This is a genomic window from Patescibacteria group bacterium, from assembly GCA_041661625.1.
Taxonomy (GTDB): Bacteria; Patescibacteriota; Patescibacteriia; order JAHIZJ01; family JAHIZJ01; genus JBAZUB01.
Map to the genome: position 1 here is coordinate 488,951 of JBAZUB010000001.1, position 22,850 is coordinate 511,800.

Here is a 22,850-nt window from a genome sequence, read left to right on the forward strand (position 1 = left end):
TTCCAGTATTTGTTAATGATATACACGGATTGTTCTCTAAAAATTACCCGAGCAGGTATAAGTGACCGTATTTTCGTAGGCTCCATTGGCCGTACTTGAACTTACCGACACTTTGTAATCCATTGTGGTGGTACTGTTTGTTACTGGACCACTATTTGACGCTACTGTCAATGGCGAGGTCGTAATCGCCGTATCAGCGACCAAATCACAGTCGGCACCGGTACAATTCAAGCCGAATTCTTCAGAACCAGTGGATACTGTCCCATCGGCCACATCGTCGATATCGAATGACCCATTCTGTAACTCCGTGTCTTCCTGCGCATAGCAGGAATATCCCCCTTGAGCCGATGTGGAAACGCTGATATCGTGGTTGCCGGTGGCCAGAATAGACGGGTTTAATAGACCGAAATTGATCGTATTGGCGCTCAGGGATAGCGTCTCGCTGTGAACCCAACCCACGAATGCACCCGTGTATTCCATGTCATAATCCTCTCCCCCGTTCAAGCCGCCCCAATCAAACATTGTCCAATTTACCCCCACGCCCTCAGCTTGAATATTAATTTGCGCGTTAGCATCGGCTCCGTCGGCTGGATCATCAAAAATTACACGAAATAAATTCTTAGTGGTAGTTGTGTTCGTTAAATTGATATACGAGCCCGGATCGAATGCTTTAGCCCGATTATCAAAGGTTCCGTCGGACATTTCTGTTATTGTGGCCGTCTCGTCGAAATTTAGACCAGCTGGACTTAAATAGTCAAAATCATAATACTGTGCGTCCAACGTTCCACTCACCAGCATGCTATAATTCCCGCTTGACTGACGTGTGACAGCGGTTCGGTTGGAGCTGGCATTTTGTCCTCGGATCTGAAGAGCATCGCCGGCATCAACCGTCATGATGGCACCGGCAGCAAATTTTGTATTCGCCTGCCGCGGCGATCCGCTGATATCAGTTCCATCAAAATCAGTCGCATAGCTCCAGTATTCATTCAGTCGTGAATAGCAATCACCATAGATATTCAATTGCCCATCGGTCGTACCATGATCCTCGGAGAATAAGCAACCCATATCGCCCAGACCGCTATCGTCAATCACGTATGTACTCGCACTCGAATTCCACATCGCGATATCTTCTGTCTGACCTATGCGCAGAGTAACATAAACATCGCCGCTGTGCGTTTTGGCATTAACATCGTACATGCCGCCCGAGCCGTTAAAATACAGTACGGATCCGGCGTTCCAGGTTGTGTTCGCTCCGGTGATGGTCTGGGAATAAGTTCCGTCAACCTCCAGCGTTTTGCTGCTAGCCAGCGCCCAGGCCGCACCGGCCGTCAGGGACAGGTTATTGGCCACGGTCATGTTGTCGGTTTGAACCGTCCAGCCGCCGGCGGCATTATTTACATCTACGTCATAGAACGAGGAGGCGCCCGCTTCGATCGTCTTGCCCGTTGCGCTGGCATCGAATACCACCTTGCCGTTGGCGTGGGTATATAGATCATTGTTGTCCCAGTTACCGGCTATGTTAATCTGCGGCGTGAACGCCGGAGTGGTCAATTGCTGCTTCGAACCGCCCTCGTTGACGCGAAAATTGATAATGGTGGCCGAAGGATCTCCAGCGCACGATTGGATCGATAGGGTTACATAAAATTCCAGATACAGCACCTGATTGGACAGAGTTTGGGCAGAAAGTGTTCCAAGTGATACCGTGTAATCATTGGCTCCTTCCGAAAGGTTTTGGACCACCCAGCCTGTCAGCGCGGTTGGTGAAGACAGATCGGCATTAGCTTTCCACAAACGGCTGTTAAGTCTTTTGGTGGTATAGCCGCAATTTCCCGGTGTATAGACCGCCGTGATCTTGGCTGACCACGCGCCTGCTGCAATAGTGCCAGCCACCGGAGCGCCATTATTTAGCATCCAGCCAGTTTCAGTTATCGACGTCGGGGCGGCGCTCCACGACCCAATCTCACCCGGAGGCAGAACACAATAACGATTATCCGAAACCCAACCCTCGTCCGAGCATAAGGTTGTATCATCAGCGCTTCCCGCGGGATCGGTTGATTTCATTCGCCAGCTGCCCGCACTGGCATTGGTAGCGCCATTCGTCAGATACCAGATGGTCGGCGCATCTGACATATCGAGCGTACCGCCGGTGATAGTCAGGTTGCCGTCCAGGTCCAGTGGATACTTTGTTTTATAGGTCGTTCCCCCGCCCGCATCATCAAATGTTACGTTATTAAATACATTACCGTTTGCTTCGGTCATGTCGATGGTTTTCGTGCCGCTGGTGCCATCCATTTTTAACGTGCCGGTTGATTGAGTGATGGCGTCGTAGTTAGTGAAGTTGCCCGCTACCGACATGGTGTTTGAACCGTTGAAATCGAGTGTGCCGCCGGTAATAGTCAAATCGGAATTTACATCCATATCTGAGGTTAACTGCCAGGTGATGCCGTTGCCGCCATCGTTGAATATCACCGTCGAAAATGAACTGGTGCCTGTGCCGGTACCGTCAATCGTCGGCGTGCCGGCGGCGGCATCAAAAGTGGTCGTCTGCGTACCCGAGGTAAACGCGTCATTATTGGCCCAGCTGCCGCCAATGGTCAGAGTGTTGCCATTGGCATCAAAATTGCCGCCGGTGATGGTGAAATCGTGGTCGACATCCATCGCGGTATTCAACTCGTAGGTCGCGCCGCCGCCGCTATCGTTTATCACCAAGTTATAAAAGGCGTCGGCACCGGTGCCATCGGCATCGATCGCCGGCGTGCCCGATGAAGCGGTCAGAGTTACGGTGCCATTGCGAGCCGTGAAGGTGTCATTGTTGGTCCAGTCGACGCCGACATCGATAGCGCTACTTACTCCCGATACGGTATCAAGATTACCGCCGGTAATCGTCAGGCTGCCTTTTAACACCAAGGCGTCAGACACTTGAACGGTTAGGTTGTTGGCCCCGCCGCCGTCATTGATGGTCAGATTGTACAAATTAAAATCTCCGTCTGTGACGATCGTCTTGGTCACGGTTCCGGTAGCGTCCATGATGAGCGTGGAATTGTCGGCGGTATAAGCCGCGCCACTGCTGATATTGAAATTGCCGGCGCAGTTGATGATTGTGCTATCGCCTTCGCCATCGTCGGTCGCGTTCAGTTCTCCCAATACTGTGATATTACCGGCCGAATCAATGTCATAGCCGTGGGTATTCAATATGTCGGTCGCTAGCACCTTCAGGCTTTTTACCGTCATATCACTGGCCATATCTGTCGTATCAGGCGAGGCGCCGATCTCGACATTGCCAATGTCCTGTTTGGAGGCGTTCTTGTCATTGAACCAAAGATCGCCGTCAAAGATTACCTTGCCAGTACCGGAAGCGGCCGTAAAAGTTGTGCCGCTTTCCAAGGTGAAATCACCGAAGATATTCAGATTCACGTTCGCGCCTTGGGTAAATGACCCGGTTGTAACTGTGAACGTACCGTTGATATCGGCGGCGTCTACCGTACTGATCGTTCCTGTTACGTTAAAATTGTTCAGCGAGTTAGCATCTGACGTGAGCGTTTTTGACGTGCCGGACATTATTAACGTACTAGCCGCGCCGGCGGCATAACCATCGGTAAAGTTGATATTGCCACCTACTGTCCAGGTGCCGTCGCCAAAATTGAGCTGTTCTTGATTGTCGGTCGCGCCCACTCCAGTGAAATCAATATCCCCCGTAACATTGATGGTCGGATCATAGGTATCGGCAGCAACGGCCACACCCTGAACATTGTCGCAAATGACGTACAAGTGACTTCCGAAATTGATCGTTTGCGATGAACCCGTGCCAATCGTGAACGCAATCGATGATGCTGACCCACTATTGTTGTATATCTCCACCGTACCACCATAGTCAGTACTGGAACGATCCGAAAGCGCCATGCCGCTTCGGCCGGTAGTGTCCATGCGCAGAATCGAGGTAATCGTGCCGCCGGTTGGAAACGCTTCGGTTGAGCTGTAAATTAACCGGCCGGTTGTCCCGCTAATCGTGCCGCTCAGCGACAGGGTAGTGCCTGACGTGCCAGTCAGGGTTAAATTCCGACCGGCTCCCAGCGCCAATTCATCGCTACTGGTCACGGTCAACAAGCTGGACACTGACAGATCGGAACTGCTCAGCGTGATCGTACCGGCCGAAGACGGGTTAATTGTCAGATTGGCCAGGGTGACGCCACCACCAGTGATGGAATTGGAAGTTCCAGTCATGTTAATTGTCGAGGAACCCGGCGTCAAAGTAGCGCCGGTCAGAACAAGATTTCCGGCTACGGTATGAACAGCATCGGCCAAGGTTACCACACCGGAAATCGTCAGATTTTGAAGAGTTTGACCGTTGCTGGTTAACGTTTTGGTCGCACCGGAATTATTCATGACCAAAGTATGGCCGGCGGTAGCGGTCAGAACGCCACTGGTCAGGTCAACATTGCCCGATACAGTCCAGGTTCCGGTGCCGGTAATGATTGTCTCGGTATTTGACGGAGAATTGGCAATATCAAGATCGCCAGTGATGTTGACCGCTGGACCATTTGTTAGACCGGTCAATGTCAGACTGTCAAAACCCCCAGCCGTGAGAATGAGGCTGCCGGAAATATTGATCGGTCCCGTGCCTAGGGTCACGACGCTGCTAGCACCCTCTTGGGTGGTTGAATTCACCTCCACATTGCTGCCGTATGTCCGGCCGCTAATGGTTTGGGTAGTTGTATAGTACCCCAAATCAAACCGGACAATGCACGACACGGTGCCGGTGGTGGGAAAAGCAGTCGCTGTTTGGTAAATCAGAGTTCCGTCGCTGCCCGAAATGGTGCCCGTGCCATTCAGTGTCACTGAGGTACCAGATGATGCTGTAGTAAGCAAAAGACCCGATCCAATCGAAAGCGCATCTCCTGTTTCAACCGTCAGTAGTCCCGATAGAGCCAAATCGGATGCAACTAACGATATGGTTCCAGCTGATGCCGGATCGATCGTTAGATTTTTTAATATCTTCTCGCCGCCGGTAATTGAGTTCGACGTGCCGGTCATGGTAATTGTTGAGGTGCCAACCGTCAGAGTTGATCCGGTCAAATCCAGATTACCCGCGACGGTGTGTACCGCGTTAGCTAGAGTAACCTTGCCCGACAGCGTCAGATTTTGCAAGGTTTGAGTGTTGCTGGTCAATGTTTTGGTCGTAGTGGAGCTGTTCATGACTAGGGTATTCCCAGACGTGGCCGTAAGCGTGCCATCAGTGAGGGTGACGTTGCCTGACACGGTCCATACTCCCGAGCCGGTAGTGATGGATTCGGATCCGATTCCGCTACCCACAAAGTCAATATCTCCGCCAATCGTGACAGTCGGGTCGGTGGTGGTATCACAAAGCAGGGTCATGCTTCCTGCACCCTCTGCGTACAAATATAAATGCGAGGAGCCACCGGAGAACGTGTAGGTTGACGCATCAGCGCACGATACGGTTTTAGCGCTGCCACCGCTGTTATATAATTCGACTTGGCCGCTATACGTACGCGCATCGAATGTTGTGCTGGCAATATTTCCATTGCCCGCGTCAAAACGGGTAATGGCTGATATCACGCCATCCGTACCAGGTCCGCCGGATGCGTCAGTAAAACGCAGCGTGCCCGTGCCAGCGCCTGAAATCGTACTGCTGCTGTCTCCCCAGGTTAGTGTCGAACCGGTGTGGGTCAGAACACGGCCGGTGGCGATAGATAGTGTGTCGGCGGCGGCCACGTTCAACGTATTTGCAACGGTCAGATCCGAAGTATTCAATGTGATCGTGCCGGTAGATGATGGATCGATCGTGAGATTATAAATGGTACTACCTCCACCAACCAGAGTGCCGGCCGTACCAGACATAGTAACTGTCGTAGAACCCGCCGTTACTGAAGCCGGCAAAGTAAGATTATTTTTTACCGTGTAACTTGAGGCAAACGTCGGCGTACCGGATAGAGTTAGGTTGTAAAATTTTGTTGACCCGGTAACGCCGCCAATCGAACCCGCGCCTGAAACCGTAATAGTTGGCGTACCTGATGTATTATCGATTTTGCCCGTTCCCGCATTGGTAAAATCTCCGCCATTGATCGTCAAATCATGGTTAACGTTAAATGTCGTAGCCGTTGCCACTGTCACGTCCAATCCAACTGTCAACGTTGCGGCCGTATCAACTGCGACGCTGCCTGAAATTGCAAAGTTGCCGGTGATGGCCGACATAGAAGCTGATAATGTCGGCGTTCCGCTGCCTGACAGAGTCAGATGATAATACGGGTTGGTCGTGGGTAATTTCACGGCCTGGCTTGCCCCCGTATATTGGATGGTGTGGGCGCTGGTAGACGGAACCAGCGTGCCGGTCGCCATCACCGTGTTGGCAAATTGCGTGAGCGAGCTCGCTCCGGTGGCAAACGAGGCCGCTCCGTCGGCGCCGGTAATCGCCCCGCTGAATAATACCGTCGCGAGGTTATTATTGGTCAGGGTAAAGCCAGCGTTGATCGTCGCCGACCCGCCAAAAGTCATATTACTGGAACCGGCCAATGCTTGGCTGGCTGTAAAGATTATCGCCCCCGTCCCGGTATTAAACGTAGTACCATTCATGGTGATGCCAGCACGGAAGCTGATACCTTCATTAATTGTGTTTTGAAATACTCCACCGGCGTTGACCGTAATCGCACCGCTAAAGAGTTTCGTGCCGCTCGTTGAAGCGGTGAAATCGAGTATCCCTGTAACCGAGGTTGTGTTTGTAACGGTAAGATCGTAACCAGCCGCGTTAAAAGTCGTTCCTGTGCCAACTGTTAATGCGTTGGTGGTCAGATTAGCTCCCGTAGACATCGTCACCGTGCCCGATGTTTCCAGAAGCGTATTCACCGCGGTCACGGCGCACGTTTTAGTGCCGCTGGTGGAAAGCTTTAGGGTTTTGTACGTGACAACTCGACAGGTTTGATTGCCAGCACCATTGTAATCCACCGTATTGGCGTTGGTGGAGGCGTTAAAAGTCGTAACCGATATCACCGTTCCCGATACTAGTGAGTTATTCAGCGTCGAGCTGGTTCCTTGCGTCCACGAACCATTGCCCGACAGTACTCCAGTCATCGTGACGGTGCCGTTGTTTGTCACCGTGCCTGGACTAGTGACGGTGATTATCGGGATCGACATGGTTCCGGTCAAAACCGCCGAAGCCGTATCAAAAAGTATCGTGCCGGATCCAGTCATGGTAAACGCGCCACTGGACGATTGCGTAATACCGGCTCGAACGATGACATTGGTGCTGGTTCCGCTGATGGTGCCGCCGCTGACAGAGACTAAACCAACAAAGGTTTTAGCGCCTGTGTCATTGGTCAGTGATAGCCCGCCGCCCGTTACGGTTGTTGTGCCGGTCACTGTCAGAGCTGTTGCGCCGGTTGTCAGAGTCCCTCCGGTCATGACTACCAAATTTCCAGCAATAGCGGTTGCATCTGCTAGAGTAATGCTCCCGCCGGTAACCTTATAATCTTGCAGTGTATTGCCGCCCGAAGTAAGTGTCTTACCGGTGCCATTCATGGCCAGTGTGCTGTCGGCGCTAGCACCACCACAGCTCCCTCCGGTTTCGGTAGTATATGTCCCGCCGGTAAAGTTCACATTACCCGACACGGTCCACGGACAAACGCCCGCCGTGATAATTTCCAGCCCGGCGCCACCTCCCGTGAAATCGAGATCGCCGCCGACAATCACGATTGGATCGTACGTGGCGGCATCAAGGGTGAGGTTACCCGCGCCATAAGCGTCCACATACAAATATCCGCTGATGGTAACCGTCTGGCCGGTGGCTGTGCCCAACGTGGCGATATACCCCGTAGCCTCTAGCTGGACAAAGACGTTGTTGCCGTAGGTGCGCGCCGGTATCGTCATATTGGCCGAGGACAGATAGAAGTACATCGGGCACGAAACAGTCCCCGTGGTCGGGAAGGTTCCGTTTGTGTCGTAATAATAAAACCAACCCGGCCCGCTTATTGTCCCATCCAATACAAAGGTAGCGGCTCCGTCGAGATACGCATTGACATCATAAAAGGTAACTGTAGTGCCAGTAGATATTGTCAGTGTGTTAGTAATCGCCGTACCACCTACTATATAAATTGTTCCCGCCGTATTGAATGTCAAATTGTAGAAACCACCGTTTGCGTATAGCGTCTTGCCTGCGCCGGTCATCGAGAAAGTATTGTTAGTTGCCGCCACAAAAGTTCCATCCCGAACATCAACATTCCCCGCCACCGACCAGGCACCTGCGCCGGTACGCAATGTCTCAAGACCGCTGCCCGCGCCTGTAAAATCCAAATCGCCTCCAATTGTAAACGTAGGCGCGTTGGCCACGCCGGTGAGTGCCATGCCTGCCGTGTTGGCCGCGATAATATAAAGGTGCGATGATGCGCCCGATAGTATGAAGTTACCACTGGGCAAAGCTACCGTTCTGACAGCTGTCGCGTTTGAATATACCTCTACGCGACCCGAATAGGTTCGGGCGTCGATTGTGGTCGATGGAATAGCTACGCTCGTACTGTCGTAGCGTACGATCGAAGATAAGACGCCGCTCGTCCCCGGCCCGCCCGACGTGCTGGTGAATGTGAGCGTGCCTGCGCCCGAGATGGTACTACTGGCGTCACCCCAGGTCAGCGTAGTACCGGTGTGGGTCACCGTAATACCGGTCGCGATATCCATCGTATCCCCCGCCGCCACGTTGAGCGTATTGGTAACCGTAAAACTATTGGTAATAACGTTAATGGTTGCGGTCGATGACGGATCAATCGTTAAATTATATAATGACTTGCTTGAGTTGAGATTTTTTCCACCCGTACCAGTCATAGTGAGCGTCGTGGTATTGGGCGTGAATGATCCGCTAGTTGTTAACGTAAAATTACCCGCACAAGATACCGACGTAGTAAACACAACATTGCCGGTTGAAGCATGGGAGAAATCTCCTGCGATCGCCGCCGAGGTTTTTGATATCGTAAATACTCCGCTGTATGAAGTAAAAGATATACTGGCTACTGATGTAATAGTGGCGGCGTCTTCCCAAGTTGACGCGTCATTAGTTTGACCGCCGCTAGTACCGTCAAACACAATTGCATCGCCGGTATTGGCGGGGCAGGTATCGGCATTCCAGTTGGCACAAGTTGACCAGTTAGCATCGGCGCCGCCCCCGTCCCACGTCTTGGTGGCATCGGCCGCGATCTGCCAACGGCGCGACTCCTGGAAGATCACGTCCTGGGCGGCGGTAAACTTGATTGGGCCCAGGTGGTATAGCACGGGCGAAATATCCGGAGCCTTGAATGTGTATCCGAGCGTGTAGACTTGCCCGGCTTGCCAATTCACGGCCCAGTCAATCCGCACCGGTTCGTTATTGTTCGCTGTGGCCGCACCGCCCTGGCTTACCTCGGGCACCAGATAACCGGCTGGCAATGTCTCAGTCACAAAACCGCTGAAGTCAGCCGCTGGAACGACCTTAAAAGACACCGGGTACTGGGCCGGTGGGTAGATCCGGGTGGGAAATTCAGTGCGTTCTACGTCAAACTTGGCCGCCGCTTGGGCTGTGAAACTATCGGCAATCGTCCGACTACCATCGGGTGTTTCGGCCGTTACGGTCACCTGGTAATTACCGTCCAGCTCGGGTAAATAGTCGACGTGATAGTCGGGTTGGTTGGTAACGCTGCGATCCTGACAGTCGGGATTGTTTATCACGCCGCCATCATCGGTACTGAAGGACTTTTCCTGGCCGCTCGGGTCAATCACCGACAGTTCGACATGGCTATCGCAGACTGTCCGGCCAAAATCATCCAGTACGGCTAATTGAATTTCTCGAGCCTGACCGGGCGGCGCGATCGACCGCCGAACATTCACCGCCACCACACCCCAGAGTATTTCAGCATCGACCGTTGTCGGCTGGCCGGCAACATTACCCCGTATTTCGATAGCCATTTTTCCTGGTTGATGTGGCGACTGATGATCGAGCTGTACTAGCATTTCTGATTTGGTCGCGCCGGGCAAAACAACGTAAGGCGATTCGAGCGCTTCCTGTTTTGAGTTGGTTAAAACTACTCGATTAATCTTAAAATCATCCGGCTTAACCGTGCCAGGTAGCGTCAACGCGAATGTGGGCGCTTCTGAATCCAACCAGACAGTTTTGGTCGGTCGAAGCTGAAAATCAGCCGGTCTCGAAACGGGCGGCAGAGATAACGTATTCGGAAAAGGCAATAGGAAAGTTGCCAGTAGCGCAGCTAAAACTATCCAGCGCGCCCAGCGCTGCGCCCACGCCATCCCAACCAACCATTTGGCTCGGGTATTTTGCCAACTGCTATGCCAAATTTCCGCATTACCGATGGGTGTCGATATCAAACCGGCGTCCGACCATGCCATCGACGACAAACGAGCCACACGACGGTCAAAAAACGCGTTATGGATTCCCTTTTTGGAAAAAATATTTGTGGTTGTTTTGGCTTTCATTTATTGTTGCCAAAAATGACCATATTCAGGCTTCGGAAAAGTGTTAATATTCCAGAAGATGGTCTTATGATACGAATATTTTTCGTTGCTTATGTCAAGCACTTGCTCGACATCGTTATTATACAGGAAAATTGACTTATTTTCAAGCCCCCAAACACTTGGGGAATCTTCAGGAACACGGTTTACACTCAATTTGATGAGGCAAATCTATAATAATTGAAGCGCTGCCAATGTCGGTCCCAATTCAGCCGCGTAACAGTCAGCTCATCCCATCCGATATCAGGTGGATACGAATTAGTAAGGGGACGCAAACTAAAAACAATTAACTGACAACATTATGTCAAACGGAAACAAGCCGATTGTCATCAATGCCCAAACAAACAGTACCGATTTTGGTAAAATGTACCAGAAATATGGCAAAAAGGTCTATAATTACCTGTGGTATCGCGTCGGATACAATACCGCCGTGGCCGAAGATCTGATGCAGGAAACGTTTTTGCGCGCCTACGAACACCTGCCCAGATTTAAATTCCGGGGTTTTTCGTATTTAACCTACCTAATCACCATTGCGCGCAATCTATTAGCCAATCATTTCCGCCGACCCACCGTGGCCGCGTTGGAAGAAGCCGGTTTCCTGGCAATTGATATGGCTGACAACGTGGAGCGAAAGCTGGCTATTGATCGGCTCTGGCGGGAAATATCCCGTTTATCAATTACCGAACAGCGGATATTACAATTACGGTATCGCGAAGACTTGTCGATTCGCCAGATTGCCCGTCATATGAAGAGGTCTGAAAATGCCGTGAAATTGAGCTTATCCCGTTCCCGCCAGAAAGTACGCCGCCGGATCAATGAACTGGAGCAACAAGCGAACATTTGGGCAATTCCGGCCTTATCCCCCGCCGGGCGGGCCGCCTGACACTATTTCCTGGCTCAAGTGTTTAATATAGTGAGGAGGCTCGCGCCTCTCCATGGTAGTGTGCCTAACATAGTGGAGTACTATTAATCGCATGGCTCCCGTTTATACGACGGGAGTTGTGTTATTGGACTGGTCGATGATTAATATATGCCGAATGGGGCATGTCTGTGTGCCCGATTGACTGAATCAGTATTTTTCAGTACGCTAGATTCGCTATGTCAAAGAAAACATTCTTTATTTCCCTGTTAGTGATCGTCTTGGGTTTCGGTGCCGGTACCGCGGCGGCAAAGCGGACGGCGATTTTTGATTGGATAGACGCACGACGTAAACCCGACGTGCCCGTGGCAATATCACATGATGATATTTCGAACGGCAACACTTCAGCCAACGCGAACATCAACGTTAATTCCAATATAAACACAAATTCAAACGCCAATACCAATTCCCCAGTCAACCAGTCAACCAGTCAACCAGTCAATTCCGCCCCGTCACTACCCGTAGAGATAAATCTCAAAGTCCCGTTTACTTCCCAAGCTCCGACCGCGAATTGGGATTTACCATTTCAAGAAGCCTGCGAGGAAACCGCCGCGCTGATGGTGCACTATTATTTGCAGGATAAAACGTTCGCGTCCAAAGACGCCGCCGAAACGACGATCAAAGAAGTAGTGGCGTTCGAGGAACAGCACTACGGCAACTACAAAGACACCACCGCCGTGGAAACAGCCCGCTTCATCAAAGATATGTGGGGCTACCAAACGGTCGACATTTACACCGGTTCCCAGGTAACCCTGGAACGAATCAAGCACGAATTGGCCGACGGTAACCCGGTAATTGTTCTAGCCGCTGGCCGACTGCTGGGCAATCCCAACTACAAAGCCCCGGGCCCAATCTATCACGCCCTGGTTATCAAAGGATACAAAAAGAATGGCCAGATCATTACCAACGATCCCGGTACGCGTAAAGGGGCGGATTATGTCTACGATCCGACTGTGCTGATGAACGCCATCCATGATTGGAATGGCGGCGACGTCGACCACGGCCAGAAGAATATGATCGTGATTCGAGAGAATAATTAGAATATATTAATCAAATCTAATTGACCCAATTATTTCATGGTTGGTATTTTTATATTGACAATAGTTTTGCAATAATCTAATATGCTTTTGCCATGCGGCTTTGGTAAAAGGCGGCTACGAACAAATGGGAGGAATGTATCGTGTCCGACCAGGCAACGGCCAACGGGATTCAGGGAGTAGCAACGGCAGGCTCAACCCCCAACCTTGTGGGAGAAGTCACTCAGTTTTGCAGCAGCAAACGGGTGGCCATCGTGGGACTGATCAATGGTGGTCGGGTGGGAAATGGTTACGAACTTCAGTTTGGTACGCGGGAACGACCTTGCACCCGGCGCCGACCCGTGATCTCGGTCAACGTTACCTCGATCCAACTGAATGGTACGACGGTTCTGGAAGCCGTCGGACCGGGTTCGTTTGGCATCAAGACCGGCAATCGAGGGATGGGGATCGGAACGCCGGTGTATGTCGTGAAGGCGGTCGCCCCGGTGGAGGGCTGAACCGAACCAGAGCGCGGGTCCTAGGAGACACGCAGTTAACTTACAGGCCTGTTCCCACGGGCCTCTTTATTTAAATTACTGGCATGAGCCGCTTTGTATTATTGATAATTAGTGGTATATTCTAACCATATTAAACATTTCGTAAACCATATGGATCGAAAAACCACGGTTTCCATCTCACTCGTCAGCGCGGTGTTTGTCATCGGCCTGGGGATAGGGACATATTTCTTACTGCCCGGCCGGCAAATAAAATCCAATTCGTCTGTCAAAGGAGCCCAAACCAACGCCATCGAAACGGCCACGACCTATTTGATTACCCAAACGCCCTCGCTTCAGGCGGTGGCCCAGATTCAGGCCCGGTTGAAGCCGGTGATTACGGATCGTAACGCGCCCGCCGATTTCGGCGCAACGTTACGGCAGCTGATCGACGCCCGAACCGAGCTGCTAAGTATCCGCGATCAGTCAAACGCCTGGACCGCGCCCGATGCCGCCAAAGGATCCCAAGCGGCGCTGGAACGTTCGATCGAGGAAACTATCATCGCGGTGGATGGCTATTTTGATCTGGTCAATCGCTGGACCAATCCTAATCTGGGAGAAACAAATCTACTATTGGATGCCCGCCAGGCTTTTGCCAAAGGGGAAGAAATGCTTTCCAGCGCCAAACAATTCAACGCCCAGATGTTATCCCAAGCGGGTGAAAAATTTAGCGACACTGACGGTGACGGATTGCCCGATGTCTGGGAGCGCGTCGCCGGCAGTGATCCCACGCTAAAAGATACCGACAACGATGGACTGTCCGACGCGCAAGAATTCAACATTTGGCTGACCAGCCCGATTGATCCCGATAGTGACGCGGATGGATTTATGGATGGAACCGAGGTCACCTCGGGCTATGATCCGCTCGGATCGGGTAAACTGACCGTGATGGCGCCAACAATTAACTAGCAACCATCGGACATATTACGTCTTCTTGACACAAGGTATCTTCAGAGATAAGATCTCATATCCTGTTCTTTGACAGAAAAATGGTCTTGGGGGGTCTGCGTATAAGGGGGGTCACAATGTACAAAGGACTGAAGGTTCTGATCTGTGCTTCCATCATCGCTTCTGTGAGTATTATTATCTTGATGCTCGTCGGTATTGTGTCAGTTGGCGATACGTCAATGCACCCAGCGTTTAAGTTTTTCCTGCTGTTACAGGGTGCGATTCTTGTCGCTGTGTCCGTTATTATCATCCGGGTGGGTAGCGCACATTGCAGAAGGAATTCTCCTTGATCTACCCCAAACCAAGGGAAAGGCCGATCCTCTCCCTTGTCTCCCAGGGCTATTTTGTCCAGTTATAACACAATACACCCGATAACAGCTGGGTGGTTTTTTGTTTACCAAGTGGCCGAATCTTACGGTATTGTGTATAATTGACAGACAGGTGGCGTATTGGTATAACTACCCATTGCCACAACACCCACTCCAATCTCAACTATGTCGCTTCCGCTCAACCCACTCCAAAAACTGATCCAAGCCTACCAACAGCCCGACTTAGACTTCGCCGCGTCCGCCGGCGAGGCGCAGATTCAAGTCAGCGCGATGGCCAGCCGAATGGCTTTTGTGTATGAGCGCATGCGCAATGCTTTGGAGTATCAGGAAGTGCACTTGATACGAAAAAATGCCATTGAGCGTACACTTAAACGCCGTCTGATCGGGCGGGTCAAGCCATCGGAACTGGCGCCGGAATTGCTTTCTGAGTTGATTCGCGGTCGCTACCTGCCGGACAACATGATACCGGAGCATAAGGTCAGCCAGGTAGCCAATATTCTCAATAAGTATTTTTATTTATTCAACCGGCTGCCGCTGTATCTGCAGGGCAAGGAGCGCGCTCAAGCTTATCGCTGGCTGCTTGGCATTGCCGCAGTGGAAATCGATCACTGTCTGATTTCACCGGAAAAAGCCCAGGCGCTGGCTGAATATATGTACGCGACCGTCGCCGAGCACATTACGGTGGATCAAAAAATTCCAGTTCAAGAAAAAAACATTCAGGTATATTTAGCGGTACATCGCGCCCTGCTCCGTTCTGATCCATCGATTCTGCGCTACCATCTGTTCCGATATTACAATGACGGCTGGTACAAGGCGGATCGGGCTATGGTTGAGTCGGTGGCCGCGAATATTAAAAGCATCAAGGGTAAAGTTGATGCGCATGTCGATCATAAAATCGGGGACAATCTTTTTCGGTATTTGAAGAAGTACACCATCTACTATCATGTCACGAAGGATATCATCGAAAAAGACCCGGCCACTTTCATTCAGCGGCTAAATCAACCGGCCGTCATCGAGCAGGAAATCATTGATGCCTGCACTTTACGCTACAAGCAAGCCAAAGATAAATTGGGACGCAGCGCGGTGCGAGCCATCATTTACATCTTTATTACCAAGATGCTGCTGGCCCTGATACTAGAAATCCCATATGATCTCTATCTGGGCAGCGCCATCCAATACATTCCGCTCGGCATAAACATCGTTTTTCACCCGTTTCTTCTGTTCATGGCCGCGCTGACGGTCCGCATACCCGCCAAGGAAAACACTCTCCAGGTGCTCAAGGGTATCCAGACACTGCTGACCCAGGGAAATGCCAGCCAGGTACTGATCCGTCGGGTAGTACGCCGACGTCCGGTGCTAACAGCTATTTTCAACGTGGTATACGTAGCCATATTTATTACCGTATTTGGATTTATCATCTACCTGCTGGATCGGTTTGGATTCAACCCCTTAAGCATATCCCTGTTTATTCTGTTCCTGACTCTGGTTAGCTTCTTTGGCATCAAGCTGCGGGAAGACTCTAAAGAATACATTGTAGTGCGGAAAAATGAAACTACTCTGGGCTTTTTAATTGATCTCTTTTCCATGCCGGTCGTCAGGGCTGGCCGTTGGATCAGCCAAAAATCGCCCAAGATCAACGTGATCGTTTTCTTCTTTGACTTTGTCTTCGAGACGCCCTACAAGAGCTTTGTTCACATTTTCGAAGAGTTGACTAAGTTTGTCCGGGAGAAAAAGGAAGAATTGTAATCACCCGAAAAGTTTTTTGTACCATCAAGTACGTTGATGGCTGTGTTTGGGTATTTTTTTGGCTAATATTATATTCCAACATAAAAGACGCCACGCGGTTATGGCGACCCTGTTCAAAAATCCAGCGGTGTGTTATATTCTTTTATGAAATGGCCAATATTCGGCCCTTTTGTTAATCATTGACGTGTCGCTGCTCGTGTTTTTCATCAATTTTCTGGCAATTTTGCCGGTCGATAGCCAGTCAAGTTCGGTTCCATTCCCATCGATAACATTGCCCGACGTTGACTGGGCTCATTTCGTGGTTAGCGCCATTTACTTTGTCGTTTGGGCGATAATAAGTTATTTTGCTATGCGAGCGATTCTTTTTGGTTTCAGATGGGGCACTGCCGGAACTAATGAGGAATATTCCGAATGGTCAAAAAGCATGTTTGTTCAATCAACCAACCGGATATTAATTTTCTTCCTGCTACTGGTGGTGATATCAGTATTGAAAAGCATTCTAGGCATTGCCTCGTAAATATATGACGGAATACGCCGGTCCGAGCGGTAACTATGCCGCTGGGAGTGTTTGCGCATCTTTGATGTATATTGTATAATTTCAGTCGATAGTAGGCGTGAACATAACAAAGAGTAATGTTTATGGAAAGTCAAAAATTCGCCACTCAATTCAAAGACCTGGACGTCGAAGCGGAATCAGCCGAAGCATCCGCCACGCCCATAGCCAATGCGCCCGTTGAGCCGATGGGCGAGAGTTTGGTAGACAACTACGATTACACTGGGCAATTGGCGGTAGACGTTTATCAGACGCCTAAAGAAATAATCATAAAGTCGACCATTGGCGGTGTCCAGCCGGAAGATTTGGACATATCCATCAATCACGATTTGGTTACCATCCGGGGCGTGCGACGCCAAGAAGAGGTAATTAACGAAGAAGATTATATTTATAAGGAATGCCACTGGGGCGGGTTTTCCCGATCAATCATTCTGCCCGTTGATGTTAAAGAAGACCGCATTAAAGCCAGCTTGAAAAATGGCATACTAACGATCGTTCTACCCAAGTCCGGTAAGTCTAAGGTTCGCGTGGTGGAAGTGGAAGACCAGGATTAATCGGATTGTCGCCCAAAAGCATGGACCACCCGGTATCACAAGAAGGGTTTGTTGATAAGATTGACCAAGATCAAGCGGAGATCCGGCTGAATGGTCAGATTTTGCGTTGGCCGGTCGATCGTCTTCCCCAATCCATCAAAGTCGGTGACACCGTCAGAGTTATTGTCACCTCACCCGAACTGGAAAACATGGATCGCGAAGTACTGGCCAAGGCTATTCTAAATGAAATTCTAAGAGGCCAAGATTCTAAGTAATCGCGCGACCATGCCGAAGCCCGCCACCAGCCATAAACCCGCCCGTCAAAAATTCAACCGACGCTGGCGGATCATCAGCTTAATGGCTGTGGTGAGCGTTTTGTTGGTAGCGATTGCAGCATTACTGATACTAAGGAAAGCTTACGCGAACACGATTATTCCGGGAATCAGCGTCGGACAGACGGCCGCTACCGGCTGGAATCGGGAAAAACTCACGCAATACCTTGAATCGTATGACAGCCGGCTGGAGGATGGCGGCTTCGGTTTTGCGTATCAAAAAAAGACGGTGGCCATTACGCCCACCCTGATTTCCAGCGGCACCGGCGATGTAACTCAGCAGATTTTGGATTTCGATACTGTCCGGACGGCGGCGGCGGTATACGCCTATGGCCACACCGGCCACTGGTGGCGCGACCTGGGCGATATTCTGCGGGGCGCAATTGTCCGAATTACAGTCAAACCGATCTATACCGTGGATCGCGCGCTCTTTCGCCAGACTTTGCAGGATAATTTTGATAGCTATGACAAGCCGGCCCACAATGCCGCACCCAAAGTTAAACCAGCCGGCATCGTCACCGTACAAGATGAAACATCCGGCCAGGCGCTTGATTATGACATCGCCATTGACCAAACAATCGTCAATTTTGAGCGGTTGACGATCCAGCCGGTTACTTTGCAATTAGTCCAAGATGAGCCCGATATTAGAACCAACGAAACCGCCGACGCCGTTACCCAAATTACCCAGGCGATGAAACGTCTGCCCTGGACCCTCACCTACCAAGACAAAAAGTGGGCGGTGGACGCGGCCGAGGCCGCCAAGTGGTTTACTTTTAGCCGTGACCAGATGGGATCGGTGCAGGCTGACTTTGATGCCGCTGCCGTGACCGAATACTTCGACGCAGTACCGGGGGCAGTATTGAACCAGCCGGTTAAAGAAGGCCGGTTCCAGGTGGAGAATGGCCGCGTAACCGCTTTTCAGGCTAACCAGGCCGGTGCGGAAATAAATGTCACCGCATCGCTCCTGACGCTGCGGGAGCAATTCTTGTTGAATTATAAAACCGAGGCGGCATTAACGGTCGATGTGATTCAGCCGCTTAGTGAGTCGGACAATATCAATGCGCTTGGCATAAAAGAGCTGGTCGGCACCGGCCGGACCAATTTTAAGGGCAGCCCCAAGAACCGGGTACACAACATCACGGTTGGCGCTAAGGCGCTCAACGGCTTGGTAATAAAACCGGGTGAGGATTTTTCCGTTATCAAAGCATTGGTGCCCATCGACGCTTCGAACGACTACCTGCCGGAGCTGGTGATCAAAGGAAACAAGACCACGCCCGAGTATGGCGGCGGCCTGTGCCAGATCGGAACGACCTTTTTCCGAGCGGTGCTCAATGCCGGCCTTCCGGTGTTAGAACGGCAGAATCATTCGTATCGGGTTTCGTACTACGAGCCGCCAGTAGGCATGGACGCCACTATTTACGATCCAAAACCAGATTTCAAATTTAAAAATGACTATGCCAGCAGTTTGTTGATCCAAACTCGAATCGAAGGTACTGAACTAATATTCGATATCTATGGCACCAAAGACGGACGGACGGTCAGTGCCACCGACCCGGTGATATCAAACGTCGTCAAACCCGGACCGACCAAGATCATTGAAACCGAAGACCTGAAGCCAGGTGAGAAGAACTGCACCGAAAAAGCCCACAATGGTTCGGACGCGGAATTTACCTACACGGTAAAATATTCCGATGGACGCACCGAGAACGTATTGTTTAAATCTCATTATAAGGTTTGGCCGGCTGTTTGCTTGGTCGGCAAAGCAGCCAGTGCTCCCACTGAAACGCCTCCGGCCGCCCCCACCAATTCAAACTCAAATGCTAATAGCAATAGCAACGCGAATGTGAGCACAAACAGTTCAGTGAATACTAATACCAACGCCGCGCCATCGAATGTGAACGCGAATGTTTCGACACCGGCTGTAAACACTAACGCCAATTCGACCGCACCAGTAGTCAATAGCAACATTAACGCTCCTTAACAGTTGAAGGTGCCGAAGCTCTATACCAAAAACAGCCGCGCGTATATCTGCAGTCAAGAGAATTTTTCTAAGGAGATAGAAAAGGGATAAACCTGTTCTAACCTCAGAAAAAGCCCCATGCTTTTCGTGACTGCAGGTATTCGTTCGGCTGCTTTAGTTTTGTTGACATCGGCTTTTTTTACCGAATGGAGTATCTTATCACAGGCCGCTTACCTTGTCAAGTGGTGCCCGCCGATGGTACACTGAATAGCGGTTTTTATTGCACTTTTTGCCGCTACCGCCCCTAAACCCATAAGCCTACCGACCGAGCATGACCACCGAAGAAGACCGACTGATTAGCGCCGCCGTCAAACCCGAAGAAGAGAAATTTGACGCTACATTACGCCCGCGCTCCCTGCGGGAATATGTCGGACAGGACGCCATTAAGGAAAATTTACAGATCTTCATGTCGGCCGCCAAGAAACGGCACGAACCACTGGAGCATGTATTGTTGTACGGCAGCCCCGGTTTAGGCAAAACGACGTTGGCGCATATTATTGCCCGCGAGATGGGGGTCAATATTCGAGTCACGTCCGGTCCGGCCATTGAACGCGCCGGCGATCTGGGTTCGATACTGACCAATTTGGAAGATCACGATATTTTATTCATTGATGAGATCCATCGCCTCAATCGTACGGTCGAAGAAACACTCTATCCGGCAATGGAGGAGTATGTGCTTGACATCGTTTTAGGCAAAGGATTGAGTGCTCGGACGATGCGGCTTGATTTGCCAAAGATTACCTTGATTGGCGCCACCACTATGGTCAGCAAGCTGTCTTCGCCATTGCGCGACCGTTTTGGCAATACTTTTCGGCTGGATTATTACTCGGATCAGGACATCGAGAAGATCATTCATCGTTCCGCCAAGATACTCAACATCGAACTGGAAGAATCCGCCGCCCAGGAGATCGCCCGCCGCAGCCGGAAGACGCCGCGCATCGCCAATCGGCTGCTTAAGCGCGCCCGCGACTACGCCCAGATGAAACATAACGGACGAATTACCGTCGAGGCGGCACTGAAAGCGCTGGAGATGCTGGAAGTCGACAAATTCGGCTTGGACAAAACCGACCGCTTGATCCTGGAAACCATCATCGACAAATTCAACGGTGGTCCGGTTGGTCTGAACACCATTGCCGCATCAACCTCCGAAGAAATGGACACCATCACCGAAGTGTATGAACCCTTCTTGCTACAAACCGGCTTCCTGGCCCGTACTCCGCGCGGTCGCGTCGTTACCGCTCAAGCCTACGAACATTTGGGTCGTCAGGTGCCGGCCAATTTGCAGGATAAATTGATTTAGTCTTTATAACGTTGTTAGTGCTAACTACCGTAGACAAGTTTAAACATATCTACGCGTTTTTTGATTAGTAACCTGTTTCAAAAGCTGTCATGCATTGACATCTGCGTAACGAATGGGACATACTGGAGATACGCCTCTGCCGACTTGGAACTAGAGGAGGGATCGACTGCATGACATCCCAGGAGACCAACAATCGGGTCCGACTCATTGTCTTGATGGGCAAGCTGACAGACGAGAAGGGGGGATTCACAGCCCCGGAACTATGGACGGCGTTTAACGAAGGTGGCGATACCGACATTGGTTCAATCAATGGCGTTGGTGGCCTTCTCCGGCATTTTTGGAGAGAGCTAGGAGTCCTTGAATGCCAATTCGGCACCTACCGCGTACGAGCGCCCAAGCTGATCCGTACCTCGAGTTAACACGCCAGCGAGTAAACGCTCGCCGGCTTTTCTTTTTCCGGATCACGTAGACATGTTTAAACATTTCGACGCATTGTTGTATTAGAAATATCTATCAAGTTATCGAGTTTGCTTGCTCAAACCGGATTTTACGTGGCGGCTTGACAAATGCTGAATTTTGATATACACTCCGGCCGTATATGTGGTCACTTGGGACAAAAACGGAGGTGGCTCTATGCGCTGGAAGTATCGGTAACGTTGGTACAACTACCAGTCGCACCTTCAGCTGAGTCAGACTGAGCCGCGTATCCATCCTGGAGGTGCATGACCCAACACGTCAGCATCCCAGGAGGTTCAGATGAAGCTCAGGTCTATCGTTCGCAGTGTCGTCAGGTTCGTCCAAGACTGCTGGATCCTCTGGATCCACCGCCGGCCCGGTGAACGTCTCGTCCTCGCAAGCTGGCTGCCGGTTCGGAATACCGAGCTCGTCAGGCTGGTTCAGCACGATCACTCGAACCGAGTGGCTAGCATCGCCGCTATGTACTCGCGCGGTCGCGGCCCCAACGGAGCGCTCGTCGCGGGCTACGCCTGGTGCGCCGGTCTCTACGTCTTCGCTGCCACAACCCCATGTCTCAGCAGTACCGGGTTCGGTCTGAAGCTACGGATCCGGCGGGTGTGGCTGTTCATCCGGAACTGCCGGATCCTCTGGATCAACCGGCAATCCGGTGAACGGCTTACGACTGTGAGCCGGGCGTACAACGATCGCCACGCTAACGGGATCCGTCTAGTCACCCATGATCAGGAGACCGGGAAGTCTGAGGTCTGTCAGGTTAGGGTCTTCAATACCTCGCTGTACTGGGCGGGAATCATCGACTATGACAGTGGTAGCGGATTCCTCAACAGCAGCTGCGGGACGGGTGAGCCCTGCCTGGTTCTGAAGCGCAAGAAGTCCTAGTATCGCATGCCGCTCCTCCTCATGATGGGCGGCTTTCTTATTGATTTATCCCGCGTCATTTCGTATAGTAACTCTATGCCCAAACTCCTTCTTCAAGCTTGTTGCGCGCCCTGCGTGGCCTATCCGATTGAAATATTGTCCGGCGAACACACGCTGGGGTTATTTTATTACAATCCCAACATTCAACCGGCGGAAGAATATCAAAAACGTTTGAACGAGCTAAAAAAGCACGCCGACCGACTTGGACTGGAACTGATCGAAGGGAATTATGATATTGAGAAGTGGCTAGAGGCCATCAAAGGATTGGAAGACGAACCCGAGCGCGGCCACCGGTGCGATAAATGCTTCGAACTGCGCCTCCGCGCCACTGCGATCAAAGCCAAGGAACTGGGTTTCGAAATGTTTGGAACGGGCTTAACTACCAGTCCGTATAAAAAAGCTGATCGGGTTAACGCAATTGGGGAACAAATTGCCCAAGAAACCGGCGTGAAGTATTACGAGGCTGATTTCAAGAAGAATGACGGTGCGCACCGAGCGGTTGAGCTATCGAAACAATACAAGTTTTATCGACAGAATTACTGTGGCTGTGTGTTTTCCAAACCCGCAAGCGAGAAAAAGTCGACGACGTAATTTTAGCCTAACCGTTTCCATATACACCAACCAGCGCACATTAGAAAATATGCGCTGTGTTTTGTGATAATTAAGTTGTTACAAACCATCCAAATAATTTATATTTCGGAAGCTATA

Annotated in this window: 14 protein-coding genes; 13 read left to right on the forward strand and 1 reads right to left on the reverse strand. The window is 51.0% G+C overall.

The annotated features are described in order from the left end of the window. Nucleotides 1-36: 36 nt before the first annotated feature. Nucleotides 37-10,464 carry a hypothetical protein gene (locus WC734_02470; protein MFA6198000.1) on the reverse strand — a complete coding sequence of 3,476 codons (10,428 nt, stop codon included), beginning with the start codon at nucleotides 10,462-10,464 and terminating at the stop codon, nucleotides 37-39. A 337-nt stretch (nucleotides 10,465-10,801) separates the two neighbouring features. On the opposite strand from WC734_02470, the gene WC734_02475 reads away from it, so the two are divergent. From WC734_02475 to WC734_02535, 13 genes are all read left to right on the forward strand, one after another. Then, nucleotides 10,802-11,383 carry an RNA polymerase sigma factor gene (locus WC734_02475; protein ID MFA6198001.1) on the forward strand — a complete coding sequence of 194 codons (582 nt, stop codon included), beginning with the start codon at nucleotides 10,802-10,804 and terminating at the stop codon, nucleotides 11,381-11,383. A 215-nt stretch (nucleotides 11,384-11,598) separates the two neighbouring features. Next, nucleotides 11,599-12,459, forward strand: coding sequence for a C39 family peptidase (locus tag WC734_02480; GenBank protein ID MFA6198002.1), 861 nt, complete (start codon nucleotides 11,599-11,601; stop codon nucleotides 12,457-12,459). A 140-nt stretch (nucleotides 12,460-12,599) separates the two neighbouring features. Continuing rightward, nucleotides 12,600-12,953, forward strand: coding sequence for a hypothetical protein (locus WC734_02485; protein ID MFA6198003.1), 354 nt, complete (start codon nucleotides 12,600-12,602; stop codon nucleotides 12,951-12,953). Nucleotides 12,954-13,103: 150 nt separating this feature from the next. Then, a complete protein-coding gene (locus WC734_02490) occupies nucleotides 13,104-13,898 on the forward strand; it encodes a hypothetical protein (protein ID MFA6198004.1) in 795 nt (264 codons plus the stop codon). A gap of 533 nt (nucleotides 13,899-14,431) precedes the next feature. Beyond that, complete coding sequence (locus WC734_02495; GenBank protein ID MFA6198005.1) at nucleotides 14,432-16,012, forward strand: hypothetical protein; 1,581 nt, start codon at nucleotides 14,432-14,434, stop codon at nucleotides 16,010-16,012. Between the two features lie 169 nt (nucleotides 16,013-16,181). After that, nucleotides 16,182-16,529 carry a hypothetical protein gene (locus tag WC734_02500; protein ID MFA6198006.1) on the forward strand — a complete coding sequence of 116 codons (348 nt, stop codon included), beginning with the start codon at nucleotides 16,182-16,184 and terminating at the stop codon, nucleotides 16,527-16,529. Between the two features lie 122 nt (nucleotides 16,530-16,651). Beyond that, a complete protein-coding gene (locus WC734_02505) occupies nucleotides 16,652-17,119 on the forward strand; it encodes an Hsp20/alpha crystallin family protein (GenBank protein MFA6198007.1) in 468 nt (155 codons plus the stop codon). A gap of 20 nt (nucleotides 17,120-17,139) precedes the next feature. Beyond that, a complete protein-coding gene (locus WC734_02510; GenBank protein ID MFA6198008.1) occupies nucleotides 17,140-17,373 on the forward strand; it encodes a hypothetical protein in 234 nt (77 codons plus the stop codon). Nucleotides 17,374-17,383: 10 nt separating this feature from the next. After that, entirely contained in the window at nucleotides 17,384-19,411 is a 2,028-nt protein-coding gene (locus WC734_02515) for a VanW family protein (GenBank protein ID MFA6198009.1), read from the forward strand. A 310-nt stretch (nucleotides 19,412-19,721) separates the two neighbouring features. Next, nucleotides 19,722-20,750, forward strand: a complete 1,029-nt coding sequence (gene ruvB / locus WC734_02520) for a Holliday junction branch migration DNA helicase RuvB (protein MFA6198010.1) — start codon at nucleotides 19,722-19,724, stop codon at nucleotides 20,748-20,750. A gap of 170 nt (nucleotides 20,751-20,920) precedes the next feature. Further along, a complete protein-coding gene (locus WC734_02525; protein ID MFA6198011.1) occupies nucleotides 20,921-21,169 on the forward strand; it encodes a hypothetical protein in 249 nt (82 codons plus the stop codon). Nucleotides 21,170-21,506: 337 nt separating this feature from the next. Further along, a complete protein-coding gene (locus WC734_02530) occupies nucleotides 21,507-22,103 on the forward strand; it encodes a hypothetical protein (protein ID MFA6198012.1) in 597 nt (198 codons plus the stop codon). 75 nt (nucleotides 22,104-22,178) lie between these two features. Further along, nucleotides 22,179-22,733, forward strand: a complete 555-nt coding sequence (locus WC734_02535) for an epoxyqueuosine reductase QueH (protein MFA6198013.1) — start codon at nucleotides 22,179-22,181, stop codon at nucleotides 22,731-22,733. The last annotated feature ends 117 nt before the right edge of the window (nucleotides 22,734-22,850 follow it).

What these genes read in the sequence shown, in the direction of transcription:
- WC734_02505 (MFA6198007.1), top strand. Translation starts at nt 16,652, where the DNA reads ATGGAAAGTCAAAAATTCGCCACTCAATTCAAAGACCTGGACGTCGAA.
- WC734_02515 (MFA6198009.1), top strand. Translation starts at nt 17,384, where the DNA reads ATGCCGAAGCCCGCCACCAGCCATAAACCCGCCCGTCAAAAATTCAAC.
- WC734_02530 (MFA6198012.1), top strand. Translation starts at nt 21,507, where the DNA reads ATGAAGCTCAGGTCTATCGTTCGCAGTGTCGTCAGGTTCGTCCAAGAC.
- WC734_02475 (MFA6198001.1), top strand. Translation starts at nt 10,802, where the DNA reads ATGTCAAACGGAAACAAGCCGATTGTCATCAATGCCCAAACAAACAGT.
- WC734_02470 (MFA6198000.1), bottom strand. Translation starts at nt 10,464, where the DNA reads ATGAAAGCCAAAACAACCACAAATATTTTTTCCAAAAAGGGAATCCAT.
- WC734_02535 (MFA6198013.1), top strand. Translation starts at nt 22,179, where the DNA reads ATGCCCAAACTCCTTCTTCAAGCTTGTTGCGCGCCCTGCGTGGCCTAT.
- WC734_02495 (MFA6198005.1), top strand. Translation starts at nt 14,432, where the DNA reads ATGTCGCTTCCGCTCAACCCACTCCAAAAACTGATCCAAGCCTACCAA.
- WC734_02510 (MFA6198008.1), top strand. Translation starts at nt 17,140, where the DNA reads ATGGACCACCCGGTATCACAAGAAGGGTTTGTTGATAAGATTGACCAA.
- WC734_02490 (MFA6198004.1), top strand. Translation starts at nt 13,104, where the DNA reads ATGGATCGAAAAACCACGGTTTCCATCTCACTCGTCAGCGCGGTGTTT.
- ruvB (MFA6198010.1), top strand. Translation starts at nt 19,722, where the DNA reads ATGACCACCGAAGAAGACCGACTGATTAGCGCCGCCGTCAAACCCGAA.
- WC734_02525 (MFA6198011.1), top strand. Translation starts at nt 20,921, where the DNA reads ATGACATCCCAGGAGACCAACAATCGGGTCCGACTCATTGTCTTGATG.
- WC734_02480 (MFA6198002.1), top strand. Translation starts at nt 11,599, where the DNA reads ATGTCAAAGAAAACATTCTTTATTTCCCTGTTAGTGATCGTCTTGGGT.